We start from the raw sequence: 21,097 nt of genomic DNA, 5'->3' as shown, positions 1-21,097 counted from the left end.
GGCTGGCGCTTCGCGTCTAGGACCGCTGCACCGCGCCCGAGTTGCGGGCGCGGCGGAAATGGCGAACTTAGAGAAAGAGGCCGGGGCCGGGCTTGGCCTGGCCTTCGGGGAAGCGCACGCCCACTTTGCGTACCTTGTTGCCGTCCATCACCGCGACTGTCCAGGTCAGGCCATTCCATTCCACCTGGTCGCCGACAATCGGCTGGCCGCCAATTTGATGGGCAATGAAGCGGCCCAGGTGTAGCTGGCCTTCGGCACCTTCCAGCTTGAGGCCGTAGAGCGCCGCGACGGCGCTGAGCTGGGCATCGCCTTCCAGTACGAAATCACCGAAGAAGCGCAGGTCGGCGCTGCGCTGCGGGGCCTGGCTGAACAGTTTGCCGAGGCTCGGCAGGTCATGCTCGTGGCCGATCACGCAGAGAATGTCGGCCGCTTCCAGGGTGGTACTGCCGGACGGGTGGAGCAGCTCGGCACCGCGAAACAGCGCGGCAACGCGGGTGCCTTCGGGCATCTTCAGCTCGCGCAGCGGCGCGCCGATGCACCATTTTTCCGGGCCGAGGCGGTAGATGAACATTTCCCACTCGCTGGTCGCGTGCACTTCCAGGCCGGCGCGGGAGATCGGTGCCGGCTCCGGCGGTACGGTGACGCGCAGCAGCTTGGCCGCCCACGGCAGGCTGGCGCCTTGCAGCAGCAGCGAGACCAGGACGATGAAGAACGCCAGGTTGAAGTACAGCTGGGCGTGCTCCAGGCCGGCCATCATCGGGAACACGGCGAGAATGATCGGCACCGCGCCGCGCAGGCCGACCCAGGCGATAAAGGCCTTCTCGCGGTCGTGGAAGGCGCGGAACGGGTACAGGCCGATCAGCACCGACAGCGGGCGGGCGAAGATGATCATCCACAGCGCCAGGCCCAGTGCCGGAATGGCGATCGGCAACAAATCGTGCGGGGTGACCAGCAGGCCGAGTACCAGGAACATGCCGATCTGCGCCAGCCAGGCCATGCCGTCGAGCATGTGCAGGATGCTGTGGCGCGAGCGGATCGGTCGGTTGCCCAGCACCAGGCCGCACAGGTACACGGCGAGGATGCCACTGCCGTGCATGGCGTTGGTCAGGGCGAAGACCATCAGGCCGCCGCTGACCACCAGCAGGGGGTACAGGCCGTTGGGCAGGCTGATGCGGTTGATCAGTTGCAGCAGCAGCCAGCCGCCGCCGAGACCGAGCAGGGCGCCGATGCCGAACTCGCTGAGCAGGTGGCCGAGGAAGCTCCAGCTGACGTCGCTCTGGCCCTTGGCGAGCATGTCGATCAGGGTCACGGTGAGGAACACGGCCATCGGGTCGTTGCTGCCGGACTCGATTTCCAGGGTCGCCGTGACCCGTTCGTTGAGGCCCTTGCCGCCGAGCAGGGAGAACACCGCCGCGGCATCGGTGGAGCCGACGATGGCGCCGATCAGCAGGCCCTGCATCATGTTCAGGTCGAACAGCCAGGCGGCGGCCATGCCGGTCAGGCCAGTGGTGATCAGGACGCCGACCGTGGCCAGCGACAGCGCCGGCCACAGCGCCACGCGGAAGCTCGACACGCGGGTACGCAAGCCACCATCGAGGAGGATGATGGCCAATGCCAGGTTGCCCACCAGGTAGGCCAGCGGGTAGTTGTTGAAGCCGATGCCGCCGGGGCCATCGACGCCGGCGATCATGCCCACGGCGAGGATGATGACCAGGATCGGGATGCCCAGGCGCGAGGAGACCGAGCTCATCAAGATGCTCGCGCCCACCAGCAATGCGCCGACCAGAAACAGGCTATTGATGGTGCTGGCGTCCAAGGGCGTACTCCGGGCGAATGGGCGAGGGGTGACGCTGCTAAGCAGGGTTCATGCCGGATGATAACCCGTGCCTTTGTCCGTCTGTCAAAAAAACACCCGCCATGTGCGGGGCGTTCTTTTGTAGATGAATCAGCTGCTTAGGCCAGGTCTCCGATCTCTGTGGTTTGCTCAACGGCCTCCTGCTGACGGTAGCCCGGACTTTAGTCCGGGGTTCGGGTCCAGTTCCCGGACTGAAGTCCGGGCTACCCGCTGCGCGCAGTGAGCCGCTTTGTTCCAGGCAAAAAAAGCCCCGCATGTGCGCGGGGCATAAAAGGGAAGAGGCGTTGAATCAGAACCAGGCGTCCTGCATGTTCAGGCAGGTGCCGTCGCGGGCTTCGAGGATGGCCAGGTCGTGGTGACAGCTCGGCACTTCCCAGGTCAGGAAGTAGCGCGCGGCCTGCAGCTTGCCGCGGTAGAAGTCGGCATCGCTGGCATCACCTTTGGCCAGGCCTTCTTCGGCACGGATAGCCTGTTCCAGCCAGCGCCAGCCGATGACCATATGGCCGAACACCTTGAGGTACAGCGCCGAGTTGGCCAGGCCCTGGTTGACCTTGCCGGCCATCAGGTCGCCGAGCAAGGCCAGGGTCACCGCCGACAGGCGAGCCAGCAGCTGCTCCAGCGGCTGGCGCAGTTCGTTCAGCGAGGCGTGGGCCTCGGCGCGCTGGCAGGTACCCTGAATCAGCTTGACCAGTTGCTTGAGCGCCGCGCCGCCGTTCATCGAGACCTTGCGGCCCAGCAGGTCGAGCGACTGGATGCCGTGGGTGCCTTCGTGGATCGGGTTGAGGCGGTTGTCGCGGTAGTACTGCTCCACCGGGTATTCGCGGGTGTAGCCGTGGCCGCCGAGGATCTGGATCGCCAGTTCGTTGGCCTTCAGGCAGAACTCCGACGGCCAGGATTTGACGATCGGCGTGAGCAGGTCGAGCAGTTCCAGGGCGGTCTTGCGCTGCTCCTCGGTTTCCAGGGTCTCGGTGTCGTCGAACAAGCGCGCGGCATACAGGCCGAGGTCGAAGGCGCCTTCGACGTAGGCCTTCTGGGTCAGCAGCATGCGCCGCACATCGGCGTGCTCGACGATCGACACCTGCATGGCGGTTGGGTCCTTGCCATCTGGGTGACGGCCCTGCGGACGGTTGCGGGCGTAGTCCAGCGAGTACAGGTAGCCGGCGTAGCCGAGCATCACCGCGCCCATGCCGACGCCGATGCGCGCCTCGTTCATCATCTGGAACATGTACGACAGGCCCTGGTGCGGCTTGCCGATCAGGTAGCCGACGCAGTCGTCGTTATCGCCGAAGTTCAGCGCGGTGGAGGTGGTGCCGCGCCAGCCCATCTTGTGGAACAGACCGGCCAGCAAGGCGTCGTTGCGCTTGCCCAGTGAGCCGTCCTCATTCACCAGGAACTTCGGCACGATGAACAGGCTGATGCCCTTCACCCCGGGCGGTGCGTCCGGCAGCTTGGCCAGGACCATGTGCACGATGTTCTCCGAGATCGGCTGGTCGCCGCCGGAGATGAAGATCTTGTTGCCCTTGATCCGGTAGCTGCCGTCGGCGTGTGGTTCGGCCTTGGTGCGGATGTCCGACAGCGACGAACCGGCGTGTGGCTCGGTCAGAGCCATGGTGCCGAAGAAGCGGCCGTCGATGATCGGTTGCAGGTAGGTGCGCTTCTGCTCGTCGTTGCCGAAGGCGTCGATCAGGTTGGCCACGCCCATGGTCAGCATCGAGTAGGAGCTGGTGGCGCAGTTGGCCGACTGGAAGTGGGCGAAGCAGGCCTGCGACAGCAGGTTGGGCAGTTGCATGCCGCCGGCTTCGAAGTCGCGTGTGGCATTGAGGAAACCGGCCTCATGGAAGGCGCGCAGGGCCGGTTCGACTTCCGGGATCAGCACCGCGGCGCCGTCCACGTACTGTGGCTCGTGCTCGTCGTTCTTGCGGTTGTGCGGAGCGAACAGCTCTTCGGCGATACCGCGGGCGGTGCCGATCGCCGCATCGAAGGTCTCGCGGTTGTGGTCGGCGAAGCGCTCGCGCTGGGTCAGGGCTTCGGCATCCAGCACTTCGTAGAGCTCGAAGGCCAGGTTGCGGGAACTGAGCAGGGTCTCGGACATGGATGGATCTCCGGTGGAATGGCTCGAGTCTAGGTCGGTGAATAAAGGTTGCCTAGCAACATCCATAAGCGTGATAAAGCCGCCAAACCTTGTAGAAGCCGCGAGGGCGCGCTGCCATGCCTCGCGTGTGGCATACGGGCTACAATCCGCGCCTCGCGAGGAACAATTGCCATGAACTACCGTCACGCCTTCCACGCCGGCAACCATGCCGACGTGCTCAAGCACATCACCCTGAGCCGCATCATCGCCCTGCTGTCGCGCAAGGAAGCGCCGTTCGTCTGCCTCGACAGCCATGCCGGCGTCGGCCTGTATGACCTCAAGGGTGACCAGGCCAGCCGTACCGGCGAGTGGCTGGAAGGCATCGCCCGCCTGTGGGATGCGCCGGACCTGCCCGAGCTGACGGCCGACTACATCGGCGTGCTGCGTGCGCTCAACCCGGACGACCAGCTGCGCTACTACCCCGGCTCGCCCGAGCTGGCGCGTCAGCTGACGCGCCTGCAGGACCGCGTGCTGCTCAACGAGAAACACCCGGAAGACGGCCAACTGCTCAAGGACAACATGCGCGGCGACTACCGCGTGGCGGTGCACCTGGGCGAGGGCTGGCATGTGCCGCGTGCCCTGCTGCCGGTGGCGGAGAAACGCGCCCTGCTGCTGATCGACCCGCCGTTCGAAAAGGCCGACGAGCTGGAGCGCTGCGTCACCGCGCTGGACGAAGCCATCGGCCGCATGCGCCAGACGGTCGTGGCCATCTGGTACCCGATCAAGGATGAGCGTCAGCTCAAGCGTTTCTACCAGAGCCTGGAGAAATCCAGCGCGCCGAAGCTGCTGCGCGTCGAGCTGTTCGTCCACGCGGCGGACGACGCCAGCCGCCTGAGCGGTTCCGGGCTGGTCATCGCCAACCCGCCATGGGGCCTGGAAGACGAACTCAAGCAGCTGTTGCCCTGGCTGGCCGGCAAGCTAGCGCAGAGCCAGGGTAATTGGCGAATGGATTGGCTGATCGCCGAGTGAGGCACTGACGGCCTGCTGGCGCAACTGTTCGATCAGCTCGGCCTGCTGCCGGTCCTGTTGCTGCAATTGCGTCACTAGCGCGCTCGCCTCGTCTGCTGGCGGGCTGATGGCGCCGCTGCGCTGCGCCAGCTCTTGCAGCAGGCCCGCCAGGTGGGTCGCGTTGTTACGGGCCTGGGTGTGTTGCTCGGTGAGTGCCGCCAGCTGGGCGGCGATCTGCCGGCTGGCATCGTCCACTTCGCCCTGATCGGCCTGGACCAGTTGGCCCGCTTGGCTCGCGGCCTGCTGCAGTGCGTCGAGCATGCCGCCGACCGTGCTGCGGATGGCCTGGGAAAATTCCGTGGACCGGCTGGACAGGGCGCGTACTTCGTCGGCGACCACGGCAAAGCCGCGCCCGCTGTCCCCGACCCGCGCCGCCTCGATGGCGGCATTCAGGGCCAGCAGGTTGGTCTGCTTGGCGATCGAGTCCATGTCATCGGTGGCGCGCAGGACGGTTTCGCCCTGCTGGGTGATCGCCTGCATGCGCTCGGCCAGCTCGCCGGCCTGTGCGCGGGTCTGTTGCAGGTTGGCGGCCAGGCCGCTGAGCGCCTGGTGGCTGTCCGGCTGCGCGGCATGGCCGTGGCCATGCGGGGGCGCCAACCATTGCTCGGCGGCGCTGGCATGTCGCTGCATCTGCTCGTGAAACGCTTGCCACTGCTGGTGCTGTGCCTGCGTTTGCGCGCTGAGCTGGCGCTGCAGCTGGTCGAGCAGTTGCCGTTGCCGTTCACCCTGAGCGTCGAGGTCGGTGGCCAGCGGGGCGACCCAGCTGGCCGGCTCGGCGACACCCGGGCGCGGCTGCATCAGCGCGCGCCAGTGCGTGGCCGTGGCCAGCGCCGGCAGCAGGCCGAGGCTCAGGCAGACGCCGCAGAACAGGCAGATCCACAGCGGCAGGCCGCCCCAGGCCGCCGCGCCCACCAGCAGCCAGGGCGTGACCTGCAGGGCCAGGGCGGAGGCACTGAAGGCTTTCGGCGGGATCTCGTGGATATCGGAAAAGCGCGGGTTGTGCATGGATAGCCTTGGGGACTTCTTATTGGCGAACGGGCAAGCGTTCGGCAGAGTTTAGGTAGCCTTTGCTGTGGCGGCCCGGAGGTGGCTCCGTGCTGGCTGATTGATGGCAGTTTAGCGCCTGCCTGCCGCGTGCGGCAGGGGCCCGCGGGTGCCGGCGAGTTGGCGGTATTTCGCCACGCGGGTGGCGAGAACCGGCCAGATGCGTGCCTGCATACGGCGCAGAGGCCCGGAATAGGGCGCTCGGCAAGCGGGCATCGGATTTGCTAAAGGGAACGCGACCTTTTGCCTCACCCCGGCATGAGTCGCGACGCCCTTCTACCGATCGAGCGCCAGACCACGCCTCAGAAAGCGCGGCCCGTTCGCGGGGATGCCGTCGATTTGCCTTGCCAACCGCATAACTGGGAATGCCCATTCACCATGAAAAAAATTCTACTGATGTTCGTCTGCCTGCTGGCGACGGGTTGCTCGCAACCGCCCAAGGCGGAGAAAACCGTCGATGTGCTGCTGATCGGCGGCGGCATCATGAGCGCTACCCTCGGCACCTACCTCAATGAGCTGGAGCCGGGCTGGAGCATCGACATTTACGAGCGCATGGGCCAGGTCGCCGACGAGAGTTCCAACGCCTGGAACAACGCCGGCACCGGCCACTCGGCCTTCTGTGAGCTGAACTACACCCCGGAAACCGCCGATGGCGGCATCGACATCAGCAAGGCCGTCGGCATCAACGAGTCGTTCGAGATCTCCAAGCAGTTCTGGGCCTACCAGATCGAGCAGGGCGTGCTGAAAGAGCCCCGGTCCTTCATCAATAACGTGCCGCACATGAGCTTCGTCTGGGGCGACGACAACATCGCCTACCTGAAGAAGCGCCATGCGGCGCTGCAGCACAGCAACCTGTTCCGCGGCATGGAGTATTCCGAGGACCCGGCGCAGATCGCCCAGTGGGTGCCGCTGGTGATGGCCGATCGCGACCCCGCGCAGAAGGTTGCCGCCACGCGCATGCCGATTGGCACCGACGTCAACTTCGGCGAGATCACCCAGCAACTGGTCGGCTCGCTGACCCGGCGCGACGGTGTGACCTTGCACCTGAGCCATGAGGTGCGTGACCTCACCCGCAACGCCGACGGCACCTGGAACGTGCGGGTGGCCGACCTGGCCAACGGCGAGCGGGAAACCAGCATCAACGCGCGGTTCGTGTTTATCGGCGCCGGTGGCGCGGCCCTGCCGCTGCTGCAGAAATCCGGCATCCCCGAGGCCGACGGCTACGCCGGTTTCCCGGTGGGCGGCCAGTTCCTGATGACCCGCAACCCGGACATCGTCGCCCAGCACCAGGCCAAGCTGTACGGCAAGGCTTCGGTCGGTTCGCCGCCGATGTCGGTGCCGCACCTCGACACCCGCGTCATCGATGGCCACAAGGTGCTGCTGTTCGGGCCCTTCGCCACCTTCTCCAGCAAGTTCCTGAAGAACGGTTCGCTGTGGGACATGTTCGCCGCCATCAGCAGCGACAACGTCGGGCCGATGAGCCATGCCGGCTGGGATAACCTGGACCTGAGCCGCTACCTGCTCGGCCAGCTGATGCTCAGCCAGGACGACCGCATGGACGCCCTGCGCGAGTATTTCCCCAGCGCCCAGGACGCGGACTGGGAGCTGATCACTGCCGGCCAGCGCGTGCAGGTGATCAAGAAGGACGCCGAGCACGGCGGCATCCTGCAGTTCGGCACCGAGGTGGTGAGTTCCGCCGATGGCAGCATCGCCGCGCTGCTCGGCGCTTCGCCGGGTGCATCGACGGCGGCGCCGATCATGCTCGGCGTGCTGGAAAAGACCTTCAAGGAGCAGATGAAGTCGCCCGAGTGGCAGACGCGCCTGAAGCAGATCATCCCGTCCTACGGGCAGAAGCTGAACAGCGACCTGGAGCTGACCAACCGCATCCGCGCCTGGAGCAGCGAGCGTCTGCAGCTGACCTTCGTGCCGGTAGCGCCCGAGGCGCCGGTTACTGACGAAGCGGCGAACGCCGCGCTGTAAGCCGCAAACAACAAGCCCCCTGTTCTGGGGGCTTGTTGTTGCGTGATGCTCGGGTTAGCCAGCTTCAGGCTGGCAGGCACACCCCGGTGCCACCCAGACCGCAGTAACCGCCCGGATTCTTCGCCAGGTACTGCTGGTGATACGCCTCGGCGTAGTAGAAGGTCGGCGCCAGGCGGACTTCGCTGGTGATCGGGCCGACGCCGGCCTTTTCCAGTTCGCCCTGGAACACGGCCAGGCTGGCCTCGGCGGCTTGCAACTGGACGGCGTCGGCGCAGTAGATGGCAGAACGGTACTGGGTGCCGATGTCATTGCCCTGGCGCATGCCCACGGTCGGGTTGTGTCCTTCCCAGAACACCTTGAGCAAGGCCTCGAAGCGGGTCTGCTGCGGGTCGAACACCACCAGCACCACTTCGGTATGCCCGGTCAGCCCGGAGCAGACTTCCTCGTAGGTCGGGTTGGGCGTATGGCCGCCGGCATAGCCGACCGCCGTGCTCCACACGCCCGGCTGCTGCCAGAAGCGCCGCTCGACACCCCAGAAACAGCCCATGGCGAACACCGTCTGCTGCAGGCCGGCCGGGAAGGGCGGGGTCAGCGGGTTGCCGTTGACGTAATGGCTGGCGGGCACCGCTAACGGCTCGGCGCGGCCGGGCAGGGCCTGTTCGGCCGTCGGCAGTTCGAGTTTGTGGGCGAGGATTTGCGAACGCAGAACCATGATCTGCTCCTGTACGGTGGCGGCGTGGGCATAGCTTACTCCGCGGCTGGCGCGGTCGAAGCTGATAGATAGACCCGGATCATCCGGGCGAATTACAACGCTGGGCGGCCGTTGGTCGGCTGGCTCAGTTGCCGGCCCCGCGGCAGGGATAGCGGCGCAGGCTGTCCACCAGCTCGCTGCTGGGGATCGGCTTGTCGAACAGGAAACCCTGGCCGACGTCGCAATGGTGCTTGCGCAGGAAGGCCAGCTGGGCCGCCGTCTCGATGCCTTCGGCGACCACCTTGAGGCGCAGGTTGTGGGCCATGGCGATCACTGCGGCGGTGATTTCCATGTCGTCCTGGTTCTCGGGGATGTCCTTGATGAAGCTGCGGTCGATCTTGATTACGTCGATCGGGAATTTCTTCAGGTAGCTGAGCGACGAGTAGCCAGTGCCGAAGTCGTCCATCGCCAGGGTCAGGCCCAGGGCCTTGAGCCGTGCGACCTGCTGGCGGGTGTCGTCGCTGCCTTCGAGCAGCAGGCTTTCGGTGAGCTCCAGCTCCAGCAGGTGCGGCGGCATCTGCTCCTCGTCGAGGATTGCGGCGATCGAGCCGACCAGGTCGGGGTCGGTGAACTGCTTGGGCGACAGGTTGATCGCCACCTGCACCTGGCCCATGCCGCGTGCGGCCAGCTCCTGGCTGGCGCGGCAGGCCTGGCGCGCGACCCATTTGCCGATCGGGATGATCAGGCCGGTTTCCTCGGCGACGCTGATGAACTGGTCCGGGCTGATCATGCCCTTGTCCGGGTGCTGCCAGCGCAGCAGGGCTTCGAGGCCGGTGAGCTGGCCGGTCTTGAGGCACAGCTTGGGCTGGTAGTAGACCTCCAGCTCGTTCTGGGTCAGTGCGCGGCGCAGGTTGTTCTCGACGAACAGCTTGTAATGCGCCTCGGCATTCAGCGCCTCGGTGAACAGCTGGACCTGGTTCTTGCCGTTGGCCTTGGCCTTGTGCAGCGCCAGGCCGGCGTGCTTCATCAGGGTGTGCGGGTCGGCGCCGTGCTCGGGCGCGCAGGCCACTCCGACCGAGCCGGTGACGTTGATCAGCTGGTTGTCGACGAACAGCGGCTTGTCCAGGGTCTGCAGGATTTCCGCCGCCAGGCGCAGGCCGCCCTGTTCGTCGGCGCCGTCGAGCAGTACGGCGAATTCGTTGCTGGCGAAGCGCGCCAGGCAGGTGTTGCGCTTGAGGCTGTTGCGCAGGCGCCGCGCCAGGCTCATCAGCAGCTTGTCGCCGGTCTGGTGGCCGAGGCTGTCGTTGATCCGCTTGAAGTTGTCGATGTCCACCAGCAGCAGGCAGAAGCCCTGGCCATTGGCGCGGGTGAAACGCTCTTCCAGGCTGCGGATGAAGTACGGGCGGTTGCCCAGCCCGGTGAGGTTGTCGTTGTAGGCCAGGCGCTCGATGCGCTGCTGGGCCAGCTTGCTCTGGGTGATGTCTTCGTAGATGCCGATGTAGTGGGTCAGCTCGCCGTCATCGTTGTACACCTTGGACAGCGACAGCTGGCCCCAGTACGGCTCGAGGTTCTTGCGCCGGCTGCGGAACTCGCCCTGCCAGCTGCTGCGCTCGGCCAGGCTGGACTGCGGGTCGAACAGCAGGTCGCCGAGGTTTTCCAGGGCCGGCAGCTCGGACAGGCGGCGGCCGCAGACATCGTCCGCGCTGTACTGGGTGATCGAGGTGAAGCTCGGGTTGACGTAGTCCACCCGGCCGTCGCGGTCCACCAGCAGGAAGGCGCTGGCGCTCTGCTCGACGGCGCGCTGGAACAAATGCAGGGCGCTGGTGGCGGTGCGCCGCTGCTGGTTGCTCATGACCTGGGCGAACTGGTCGGCCAGCTCGCCGGCGAAGGCCACTTCATCGGTCTGCCACACGCGCGGCGCGCCGACGTGCTCCAGGCACAGCACGCCGACCACCTCGCCGCCAATGCGGATGCTGGCGTCGAGCAGGGCGACGATGCCTTGCGGCTTGAGCAGTTGCTGGGTCAGTTCGCGGGTGCGCGGGTCTTTCTGCGCGTCGTGGGCATCGATGGCGCGGCCGCCGTGCAGGGCATCCAGGTAGCGCGGGAAGCGCCCGGCGTCGATGCGTGCAGGCAGCTCGTGACGGTCGATGTCGCGGCGGTACAGGGCCACCGGTTCGAGCATTTCGTCATCCAGCAGCCAGATGCTGGCGCGGGCGACGTCGTAGGCTTCGCTGGCGGCCTGGGTGATCAGCTCGGCGGCTTCGCGCAGCGGGTCGCTGGCGCTGTAGCGATGGCGCGCCAGGCGCACGATCAGGCTCTGCTGGGCGCGCGAGCGGATCAGGTGCTGCAGGTGTTCTTCCTGGGAACGCTGATACAGCTCCAGGGACGCCTGCAGCTTGGTGTTCTGCACTTCGAGGTCATGCTGGCGCTGCGTCACCTGCTCGCCATCCTCGTGGCTTGGGGTGACCAGCAGGTAGCCGCGCAGCAACTGGCGGCCATGCAGCTGATAGGGCTCGCCGACTTCCAGCAACTGCAGCGCGCCGTCGGGTGCATGCAGGCGGTAGTGCACGCTGTAGTGCCCGTGCTGGGCGACCTGCTGCTGTACCTCATCGTGCAGCCGGTAGCGGGCTTCCGGCTCCATCAGGCTGGCGAAGGGCGAGTCGATCAGGGCGCACAGGTCGCTGGCGGCGACGCCAAGCTGGCGTTCGCAGGCAGGGTCGAGGAACAGCAGGCTCCAGCTCGGTTCGTTCAAGCGCTCGAAGCGCAGCATCCCGAGCCGTGAGGGCACTGGCAACTGCGTCACAACCTCGGCCGCCGTACGGCTGGCGGCATCGGGATGGCTTTTCATCGAACGACTGGCTTCCAGTATGCTGCTGCAGCGGGCAGGTATTGCCCATGACATCAATCAAGTTCGGCAAGGGTGCATCATGCGGCTGGGACTGACAAGAAGACTGAGCGGGTTGTTGCTGTTGGTGGCGTTGGGCGGCGTGGCTGCTACACCGGTATTGGCGGAGCAAGCCCAGCTGAGCGGGGAGGAGCAGGCGCGTTACCTGGCCGAGCTCAAGCGACTTTATCTGACCAAGAACGAGCGCACGGCGCTGCTGGCGCACAGCAATGCGCTGCTCGACACCTATGCGCTGACGGCCGCCTACCAGGTCGGCAAGACCCAGCGCAGCGACCTGCGCTACCAGCTCAGCGTGGCCGGGCCGGGTGAACTGGTGGTGCGCGAGGAATCGCGGGCGCAGCAGGGCATGGCCCTGGCGGTGCGCAACCAGAAACTCTCGGTATTCGGCCTGGACCCCTACATCCATTACGACTGCCCACCCAGCGGGATCGTCTGCACCCTGCAGAATCCGGCCGATGGCAGCCCGTGGATCAGCGTGCTGCGTGATCACCAGGGCGCGGCGGACCTGGCCAAAGCGATCAGCTTTCTGATTCGCAATCTGCAGAAGAGCTGATTGGCAGCTGGGTGAGGGGCCCCGTTTTGGCGGGGCTTTTCTTTATTCGCAGGTGCTTCGGTCTGGGCGTAGGAGGGGCCTTGGCCGCGATTGCGGGGCCGCAGCAAGGTCGCGGCCAAGGCCCCTCCTACGTTGTTTACGCTCCTGGTCAGTCTGAGCTTTTCCCTGGCCCATAAAAAAGGCTATGTCCCAATAGCGTGTTGCCCCTCGCTCGCTCAGCACCGAGCTGGATTCCCGCCTGCGCGGGAATGAGAGGTAGGGGGTTGTGGCACATCGTCGTCCCACCCACTCCGTCATTCCCGCGCAGGCGGGAATCCAGAGGCATTCGGCAGCACGGGAGGCGGCTCGTTAGATGACGCAACACGCTATTGGGACATAGCCATAAAAAAGCCCCGCCAAACGACGGGGCCGAGGGGGCGGAGGCCAGCGGCCTCCAGGCACAGCGTTTGAATCAGAGCAGCATGGTGCGGATGTCGCCGAGCACCTCGCCCAGGCGCTTGGTGAAGCGCGCGGCGGCTGCACCGTTGATTACCCGGTGGTCGTAGGACAGCGACAGCGGCAGGGTCAGGCGCGGCTGGAAGACCTTGCCGTCCCATACCGGCTGCATGGTTGCCTTGCTCACGCCGAGGATCGCCACTTCCGGTGCATTGACGATCGGCGTGAAGCCGGTGCCGCCAATGTGGCCGAGGCTGGAGATGGTGAAGCAGGCACCCTGCATATCGTCAGCCGAGAGCTTCTTGGTGCGCGCTTTTTCCGCCAAGGCGGCGGCTTCGGCGGCCAGTTGCAGCAGGCTCTTCTGATCGACGTTCTTGATCACCGGCACCAGCAGGCCGTCCGGGGTATCGACGGCGAAGCCGATGTGCACGTATTTCTTGCGGATGATCGCCTTGCCGCTGGGGGCCAGCGAGCTGTTGAAGTCCGGCAGTTCCTTGAGCAGGTAGGCGCAGGCTTTCAGCAGCAGTGGCAGCACGGTCAGCTTGACCCCGGCCTTTTCCGCCACGGCTTTCTGCGCGACGCGGAAGGCTTCCAGCTCGGTGATGTCGGCGTTGTCGAACTGGGTCACGTGCGGCACGTTGAGCCAGCTGCGGTGCAGGTTGGCGGCGCCGACCTGCATCAGGCGAGTCATCGCCACTTCTTCGATTTCACCGAACTTGCTGAAATCGACCGCCGGGATCGGCGGGATACCGGCTCCGCCGGTTGCGCCAGCGGCTGGCGCTTCCTTGGCCTTCTGCATCATGGCCTTCACGTAGGCCTGCACGTCTTCCTTGAGGATGCGGCCCTTCGGCCCGGTGCCGGTCACGGCAGCCAGTTCGACGCCAAATTCCCGTGCGGTCATGCGTACGGCAGGGCCGGCATGCACCTTGGCACCATCGCGCTTGGGCGCGGCAGCAACGCTGGCGGCTGCGGCTGCCAGTGAGGCAATCGCGCTGACTTCGGCGACAACGGCGGGGTGAGCGCCTTCTGGCACTTTGTGTACATCACTGGCGGCAGCCGGTGCAGCGGCTGCGGGTGCAACTGCCGGAGCGGCTGATGCGCCTGCGACTTTCAGTTTGAGGATGAAGTCGCCGGTGCCAACTTCGTCTTCCAGTTTGACGCCGATGCTTTCCACCACGCCGGCAGCCGGCGAGGGGATTTCCATGCTGGCCTTGTCCGACTCCAGGGTGATCAGCGACTGGTCGGCTTCGACCGTATCGCCGACCTTGACCAGGATTTCGATGATCTTGGCTTTACCGGTCGAGCCGATATCCGGCACATGAATGTCCTGCACGCTGCTGCTTGCCGCAGCGGCGGGCGCGGCAATTGGGGCTGGCGCTGCAGCAGCTTGTGGCGCGGCGGCCGGAGCCGGGGCGGCAGCAGGCGCTGCGGGTGCTGCGGCTGCGGCCCCCTCGACTTCCAGCTCGAGCAGTTCGTCGCCTTCTTTCAGGCGATCGCCCAGCTTCACTTTCAGGCTCTTCACCACGCCGGCTTTCGGCGCGGGGATTTCCATGCTGGCCTTGTCCGATTCCAGGGTCAGCAGGCTCTGGTCGGCCTCGATGCGGTCGCCAACCTTGACGAACAACTCGATAACTTCACCCTCACCGCTGCCGATGTCGGGTACGCGAATCAATTCACTCATCGTTTCGCTCCTTAGCAGTCCAGTGGGTTGAGTTTGTCGGGGTTGATGCCGAACTTGACGATGGCCTCGGCCACGATCTTGGGTTCGATATCACCGCGGTCGGCGAGGGCTTCCAGCGCGGCCAGGACGACCCAGTGGCGGTCCACTTCAAAGAAGTGGCGCAGCTTCTTGCGGCTGTCGCTGCGGCCGAAGCCGTCGGTGCCCAGAACCTTGAATTCCTTGCTCGGCACCCACTGGCGAATCTGTTCGGCGAACAGCTTCATGTAGTCGGTGGAGGCGATCACCGGGCCTTTACGGCCGCTGAGGCACTCTTCGACGTAGGTCTGCTTGGGCTTCTGGCCCGGGTGCAGGCGGTTGCTGCGCTCCACGGCCAGGCCGTCGCGGCGCAGTTCGTTGAAGCTGGTGACGCTCCACACGTCAGCGGCGACATTGAACTCGTCACGCAGGATCTTCGCCGCCTCGCGCACTTCACGCAGGATGGTGCCGGAACCGAGGAGCTGCACGTGGTGCGCGGCTTCCTTCTTGTCTTCTTCGAGCAGGTACATGCCCTTGATGATGCCGGCCTCGACACCTTCCGGGATGGCCGGCTGCTGGTAGGACTCGTTCATCACGGTGATGTAGTAGAAGACGTCCTGTTGCTCCTCGGTCATCTTCTTCATGCCGTCCTGGATGATCACCGCCAGCTCATAGCCGTAGGTCGGGTCATAGGTGCGGCAGTTGGGGATGGTCGCGGCCAGCATGTGGCTGTGGCCGTCTTCGTGCTGCAGGCCTTCGCCGTTGAGCGTAGTGCGCCCGGCGGTGCCGCCGATGAGGAAGCCACGGGTGCGGCTGTCGCCGGCAGCCCAGGCCAGGTCGCCAATGCGCTGGAAGCCGAACATCGAGTAGAAGATGTAGAACGGCAGCATCGGCTGGTTGTGGCTGGAGTACGAAGTGCCTGCGGCGATGAAGGAGCTCATGGCGCCGGCTTCGTTGATGCCTTCTTCGAGAATCTGACCCTTCTTGTCCTCGCGGTAGAACATCACCTGGTCTTTATCCACCGGCTCGTAGAGCTGGCCGACCGAGGAGTAGATGCCCAACTGGCGGAACATGCCTTCCATACCGAAGGTACGGGCTTCGTCCGGGATGATCGGCACGATGCGCGAGCCGATGTCCTTGTCCTTGACCAGCTGCGCGAGGATGCGCACAAAGGCCATGGTGGTGGAGATTTCACGGTCGCCGGAGCCGTCGAGGATGGCCTTGAGGGTGTCCAGTGGCGGCGTCGGGATGCTGAAGCTCTTGGCGCGGCGCTGCGGCACGAAACCGCCCAGCGCGGTGCGGCGCTCGCTCAGGTAGCGCGCTTCGGCGCTGCCTTCTTCCGGCTTGAGGAACGGCAGGCTTTCCAGCTCGTCGTCTTTGACCGGGATGTCGAAGCGGTCGCGGAACTGCTTGAGGCTGTCGACATCGACCTTCTTGGTGTTGTGCGCGGTGTTCTTCGCTTCACCGGCGCCAGTGCCATAGCCCTTGACGGTCTTGGCCAGGATCACGGTTGGCTGGTCCTTGTGGTTGACCGCCTGGTGGTAGGCCGCATAGACCTTGTACGGGTCGTGACCGCCGCGGTTGAGCTTCCAGATCTCGTCGTCGGACAGGTCGGCAACCATCGCCTTGAGTTCCGGCGAGTTGAAGAAGTGCTCACGGACGAACGCGCCGTCCTTGGCCTTGTAGTTCTGGTATTCGCCGTCGATGACTTCGTCCATGCGGCGCTGCAGGATGCCGTCGACGTCCTTGGCCAGCAGTGGGTCCCAGAAACGGCCCCAGACCACCTTGTTGACGTTCCAGCCGCCACCACGGAACACGCCTTCGAGTTCCTGGATGATCTTGCCGTTGCCGCGTACCGGGCCGTCGAGGCGCTGCAGGTTGCAGTTGATGACGAAGATCAGGTTGTCGAGTTTCTCGCGGCCCGCCAGGGAGATCGCGCCGAGGGATTCCGGCTCGTCGCACTCGCCGTCGCCCATGAAGCACCAGACCTTCTGCTTGCCGGCCGGGATGAAGCCGCGCGCTTCCAGGTACTTCATGAAGCGCGCCTGGTAGATCGCCTGGATCGGGCCCAGGCCCATGGATACGGTGGGGAACTGCCAGAAGTCCGGCATCAGCCAGGGGTGCGGGTAGGACGACAGGCCTTGGCCATCGACTTCCTGGCGGAAGTTGTTCATCTGCTCTTCGCTGATGCGACCTTCCATGAACGCACGGGCGTAAACGCCGGGGGAGGCGTGGCCCTGGAAGAAGATCAGGTCGCCGCCGTGATCCTCGGTGGGGGCCTGGAAGAAGTAGTTGAAGCCGATGTCGTACAGCGTCGCCGAGGAGGCGAAGCTGGAAATGTGACCGCCCAGGTCGGAGTCTTTCAGGTTGGTGCGCATGACCATGGCCAGCGCGTTCCAGCGCACCAGCGAGCGAATGCGGCGTTCCATGAACAGGTCGCCAGGCATGCGTGCTTCGTGGGTCAGCGGGATGGTGTTGCGGTACGGCGTGGTGATCGCATACGGCAGCTGCGAGCCACTGCGGGTGGCCAGCTCACCCATGCGGGTCATCAGGTAGTGGGCGCGGTCTTCACCCTCGTTATCGAGGACGGACTCAAGGGCGTCCAGCCATTCCTGGGTTTCGACGGGATCGAGGTCTTGCATGGCTTGCTCCAGGGCGGAAAGGCTTCCAGAATCGGAAGCCTGGGCTCGTGCACGCTTTTTGGGCGGGCATCGTTGAAGTCGTTTCGGCCGGGGTTCTACCGGCGGTCTGTAGTTTTACTACAAAAAGACGGCCAATGCAGCGCCTGGGACACATTCTTTAGTAGTAAAACTACATTGCCTGAACGCTGGAACGCGCCTCCTGCCTGCGGCACGCGGCGCCTTTCCGCTCCCAAGGATAGACCATGAGCCTGCCGCCACTGGCCGCCCTGCCGACCTCTTTGCAACCCCTTGCCGAGCGCGCCCGCGCCTTGCCATTGCCGGCCGACTGGCCTGCTGCACGGCAGGACGCGCTGCTGCGCGTGTGCGCTGCCAGCGACTTCGTTTACGAACAGGCGGTGCGCGATGCCGAGCTGTTGCCGAGCCTGGCCAGCAGTGGCGAGCTGGAGCGCGCCTTCGCCGCTGGCGAGCTGCGTGGCCAGTTGCAGGCGCTGCTGGCCGACTGCGCCGACGAGGATGAACTGGGGCGGCGGCTGCGGCGTTTCCGCAATCGCCAGCAGGTGCGCATCGTCTGGCGCGACATCACCCGCCAGGCTGACCTGGGCGAGACCTGCCGCGATCTGTCCGACCTGGCCGACGCCTGCATCGACCTGGCCTATGCCTGGCTCTATCCGCGTCACTGCACGCAGTTCGGCACACCGATCGGTCGGCGCAGTGGCCAGGCGCAGCACATGGTCATCCTCGGCATGGGCAAGCTCGGCGCCCATGAACTGAACCTGTCCTCGGACATCGACCTGATCTTCGGTTACCCCGAAGGCGGCGAGACCGAGGGCGTGAAGCGCTCGCTGGATAACCAGGAGTTCTTCATTCGCCTGGGCCAGCGCTTGATCAAGGCGCTGGACACCATCACCGCCGAAGGCTTCGTGTTCCGCGTCGACATGCGCCTGCGCCCCTACGGCTCGTCGGGCGCGCTGGTGCTCAGCTTCAATGCGCTGGAGCAGTACTACCAGGATCAGGGCCGCGACTGGGAACGCTACGCGATGATCAAGGCGCGCGTGGTCGGCGGCGATCAGGAGGCCGGCAAGCAATTGCTGGAGATGCTGCGGCCCTTCGTCTATCGGCGCTACCTGGACTTCTCCGCCATCGAGGCGCTGCGGGCGATGAAGCTGCTGATCCAGCAGGAAGTGCGGCGCAAGGGCATGGCCGACAACATCAAGCTCGGCTCCGGTGGCATTCGCGAGATCGAGTTCATCGCCCAGGCTTTCCAACTGATCCATGGTGGTCGCGACCTCAGCCTGCAGCAGCGACCGCTGCTCAAGGTGCTCGCCACCCTGGAAGGGCAGGGCTACCTGCCGGCACCGATCATCGACGAGATGCGCCAGGGCTACGAATTCCTGCGCTACACCGAACACGCCCTGCAGGCGATTGCCGACCGGCAGACGCAGATGCTGCCGGACAACGAGCAGGATCGCGCGCGCGTCGGCCTGATCATGGGCTTCGATTCCTGGGCGGCGTTCCATGAGCGCCTGATGTACTGGCGCGGACGCATCGAATGGCACTTTCGCCAGGTCATCGCCGACCCCGATGAAGAGGAAGGCGGGGTGGCCGAAACCTGCATCGGTGGCGAGTGGCTGCCGCTGTGGGAAGAGGCGCTGGACGAGGAAATGGCCGAGCGCCAGCTCAGCGAGGCCGGCTTCAATGCGCCGGGCGCGGCGCTCAAACTGCTGGTCGACCTGCGCAGTGGCTCCCAGGTGCGCACCATGCAGCGCCTCGGTCGCGAGCGCCTGGATGCCTTTATCCCGCGCCTGTTGGCGCAGGCCGTGGAACACGCCAATCCGGACCTGGTGCTGGAGCGCGTGCTGCCGCTGGTGGAAGCGGTGGCGCGCCGCTCGGCCTATCTGGTGCTGCTCAGCGAGAACCCCGGCGCGTTGCAGCGCCTGATTACCCTGTGCGCGGCCAGCCCGTGGATCGCCGAGCAGATCAGCCGTTTCCCGCTGCTGCTCGATGAGCTGCTCAATGAAGGGCGGCTGTTCAGCCCACCGTTGGCGCCGGAGCTGGCGGCCGAGTTGCGCGAGCGGCTGACACGGATTCCCGAGGACGATCTGGAACAGCAGATGGAAGCCCTGCGCCACTTCAAGCTGGCCCACGGCCTGCGCGTGGCGGCCTCGGAAATCGCCGGTACCTTGCCGCTGATGAAGGTCAGCGATTACCTGACCTGGCTGGCCGAGGCGATTCTCGACCAGGTGCTGGCCCTGGCCTGGCGCCACACCGTGGCCAAGCACGGGGCGCCAAAGCGCGCCGACGGCAGCCAGTGCGATCCGGATTTCATCATCGTCGGCTACGGCAAGGTCGGCGGCCTGGAGCTGGGCCATGGCTCGGACCTGGATCTGGTGTTCATCCACGACGGCGATTCGCAGGCCGAGACCGATGGCGCCAAGCCCATCGATGGCGCGCAGTTCTTCGCCCGTCTGGGCCAGCGCATCATTCACCTGCTGGCGACCCAGACCACCTCGGGCCAGCTGTATGAGGTGGACATGCGCCTGCGCCCGTCCGGCGCTTCCGGCCTGCTGGTCAGTTCCCTCGGCGCGTTCGAGCGCTACCAGCAGGGCGAGGCCTGGACCTGGGAGCACCAGGCGCTGGTGCGTGCGCGGGTGCTGGTGGGTTGCGCGCGGGTAGGCGCGGCCTTCGAGCAGGTGCGCGCCAATGTGCTTGGCCGCGAGCGCGATCTGCCCACGCTGCAGGCCGAGGTCAGCGAGATGCGGGCGAAGATGCGCGACAACCTCGGCAGCCCGGCAACCGCCGCCGGCACTGGGGCGAATGCCTTCGAGGCGAGCACTTCCTTCGATCTGAAGCAGGATGCCGGAGGTATCGTCGATATTGAATTTATGGTGCAATACGCGGCCCTGGCGTGGTCGCGGCAACACCCGCAACTGCACCGCTACACCGACAATATCCGCATCCTCGACGGCTTGCGCGATGCCGGGCTGATGCCCGCCGCCGACGTCGAGTTGCTGCAGGAGGCCTACAAGGCCTACCGCGCAGCCGCTCACCGCCAGGCCCTGCAAAAAGAGCCAGGCAAGGTCGGCGGCGAGCAGTTCGAAAGCGAGCGGCGCAGCGTGATGCGCCTGTGGCGCGAGCTGGGCCTGAGCTGAGCCGGCGCGGCTGGATGAACAAGTCGAACACTGACCGAGACGAATGAGGAGTAGGCAACGATGTCGATGGCCGATCGTGATGGCGTGATCTGGTATGACGGCGAACTGGTGCAGTGGCGCGAAGCGACCACCCACGTGCTGACCCATACCCTGCACTACGGCATGGGCGTGTTCGAGGGCGTGCGCGCCTACAACACCCCGGATGGCACCGCCATCTTCCGCCTGCAGGCGCACACCGATCGCCTGTTCGACTCGGCCCACATCATGGGCATGAAGATCCCTTTCACCAAGGAAGAGATCAACGAAGCCACCCGCGCCGCCGTGCGCGAGAACAACCTGGAAACCGCCTACATCCGCCCGATGGTGTTCTACGGATCGGAAGCCATGGGCCTGCGCGCCACCGGCCTGAAGACCCAGGTGATCGTCGGTGCCTGGCACTGGGGCGCGTACATGGGTGAAGAGGCGCTGAAAAGCGGCATCAAGGTGCGCACCAGCTCCTACACCCGTCACCACGTCAACATCTCGATGACCCGCGCCAAGGCCAACGGCAACTACATCAACTCGATGCTGGCCCTGCAGGAAGCCATTTCCGGCGGCGCCGACGAGGCCATGCTGCTGGACCCGGAAGGCTACGTGGCCGAGGGTTCCGGCGAGAACATCTTCCTGGTCAAGAACGGCGTGGTGTACACCCCGGAAGTGACCTCCTGCCTGAACGGCATCACCCGCGACACCATCCTCACCCTCGCCGCCGAGCTGGGCATCCAGGTGGTCGAGAAGCGCATCACCCGTGACGAGGTGTACATCGCCGACGAGGCCTTCTTCACCGGCACCGCCGCTGAAGTCACGCCGATTCGCGAAGTCGACGGCCGCAGCATCGGTATCGGCAGCCGCGGCCCGGTGACCGAGAAACTGCAGAAAGCCTATTTCGACCTGGTGACCGGGCAAACCAGCGCGCACCCGGAGTGGCGCACGCTGGTCAAGTGAAGTGCCTGCGCCGCACCGAGCTGA

At 65.5% G+C, this 21,097-nt stretch carries 12 protein-coding genes; 5 read left to right on the top strand and 7 right to left on the bottom strand.

All coding sequences use genetic code 11. The features are described from left to right. Positions 1 to 67: 67 nt before the first annotated feature. Positions 68 to 1,816: a potassium/proton antiporter gene (locus H3H51_RS02015; protein ID WP_183087342.1), complete on the bottom strand. Its 1,749-nt coding sequence runs from the start codon at positions 1,814 to 1,816 to the stop codon at positions 68 to 70. A 328-nt stretch (positions 1,817 to 2,144) separates the two neighbouring features. Beyond that, positions 2,145 to 3,947: an acyl-CoA dehydrogenase gene (locus H3H51_RS02010; protein ID WP_183087341.1), complete on the bottom strand. Its 1,803-nt coding sequence runs from the start codon at positions 3,945 to 3,947 to the stop codon at positions 2,145 to 2,147. 171 nt (positions 3,948 to 4,118) lie between these two features. Between H3H51_RS02010 and H3H51_RS02005 the strand changes: the two genes are divergently transcribed. Continuing rightward, a complete protein-coding gene (locus H3H51_RS02005; protein ID WP_183087340.1) occupies positions 4,119 to 4,955 on the top strand; it encodes a 23S rRNA (adenine(2030)-N(6))-methyltransferase RlmJ in 837 nt (278 codons plus the stop codon). On the opposite strand, the gene H3H51_RS02000 is transcribed toward H3H51_RS02005, so the two are convergent. Further along, complete coding sequence (locus H3H51_RS02000; protein WP_183087339.1) at positions 4,905 to 5,999, bottom strand: methyl-accepting chemotaxis protein; 1,095 nt, start codon at positions 5,997 to 5,999, stop codon at positions 4,905 to 4,907. The two genes, H3H51_RS02005 and H3H51_RS02000, sit on opposite strands and share 51 nt — an antisense overlap. A 417-nt stretch (positions 6,000 to 6,416) precedes the next feature. On the opposite strand from H3H51_RS02000, the gene H3H51_RS01995 reads away from it, so the two are divergent. Further along, complete coding sequence (locus tag H3H51_RS01995; RefSeq protein WP_183087338.1) at positions 6,417 to 8,018, top strand: malate:quinone oxidoreductase; 1,602 nt, start codon at positions 6,417 to 6,419, stop codon at positions 8,016 to 8,018. Positions 8,019 to 8,082: 64 nt separating this feature from the next. Here H3H51_RS01995 and msrA read toward each other — a convergent pair whose 3' ends face one another. Beyond that, positions 8,083 to 8,730, bottom strand: a complete 648-nt coding sequence (gene msrA / locus H3H51_RS01990; protein WP_183087337.1) for a peptide-methionine (S)-S-oxide reductase MsrA — start codon at positions 8,728 to 8,730, stop codon at positions 8,083 to 8,085. A 124-nt stretch (positions 8,731 to 8,854) separates the two neighbouring features. Beyond that, positions 8,855 to 11,557 carry a bifunctional diguanylate cyclase/phosphodiesterase gene (locus tag H3H51_RS01985; RefSeq protein WP_183087336.1) on the bottom strand — a complete coding sequence of 901 codons (2,703 nt, stop codon included), beginning with the start codon at positions 11,555 to 11,557 and terminating at the stop codon, positions 8,855 to 8,857. Positions 11,558 to 11,636: 79 nt separating this feature from the next. Here H3H51_RS01985 and H3H51_RS01980 point away from each other — a divergent pair, with 79 nt between their 5' ends. Beyond that, positions 11,637 to 12,167, top strand: a complete 531-nt coding sequence (locus tag H3H51_RS01980; protein WP_235981268.1) for a hypothetical protein — start codon at positions 11,637 to 11,639, stop codon at positions 12,165 to 12,167. A 451-nt stretch (positions 12,168 to 12,618) separates the two neighbouring features. On the opposite strand, the gene aceF is transcribed toward H3H51_RS01980, so the two are convergent. Both aceF and aceE read right to left on the bottom strand, forming a co-directional pair. After that, entirely contained in the window at positions 12,619 to 14,283 is a 1,665-nt protein-coding gene (aceF, locus tag H3H51_RS01975; RefSeq protein WP_183087335.1) for a dihydrolipoyllysine-residue acetyltransferase, read from the bottom strand. Positions 14,284 to 14,294: 11 nt separating this feature from the next. Continuing rightward, positions 14,295 to 16,940, bottom strand: coding sequence for a pyruvate dehydrogenase (acetyl-transferring), homodimeric type (aceE, locus tag H3H51_RS01970; protein ID WP_183087334.1), 2,646 nt, complete (start codon positions 16,938 to 16,940; stop codon positions 14,295 to 14,297). Positions 16,941 to 17,182: 242 nt separating this feature from the next. Here aceE and glnE point away from each other — a divergent pair, with 242 nt between their 5' ends. Continuing rightward, the gene (glnE, locus tag H3H51_RS01965; RefSeq protein ID WP_183087333.1) at positions 17,183 to 20,089 is read left to right on the top strand and encodes a bifunctional [glutamate--ammonia ligase]-adenylyl-L-tyrosine phosphorylase/[glutamate--ammonia-ligase] adenylyltransferase; all 2,907 of its coding nucleotides are present in this window, start codon (positions 17,183 to 17,185) and stop codon (positions 20,087 to 20,089) included. Between the two features lie 60 nt (positions 20,090 to 20,149). Next, positions 20,150 to 21,073: a branched-chain amino acid transaminase gene (locus H3H51_RS01960; RefSeq protein ID WP_183087332.1), complete on the top strand. Its 924-nt coding sequence runs from the start codon at positions 20,150 to 20,152 to the stop codon at positions 21,071 to 21,073. Positions 21,074 to 21,097: the final 24 nt, after the last annotated feature.

The organism is Aquipseudomonas ullengensis (genome assembly GCF_014174475.1).
In the GTDB taxonomy this organism is placed as follows: Bacteria; Pseudomonadota; Gammaproteobacteria; order Pseudomonadales; family Pseudomonadaceae; genus Aquipseudomonas; species Aquipseudomonas ullengensis.
This window is presented reverse-complemented; position numbering and strand designations above follow the sequence as displayed.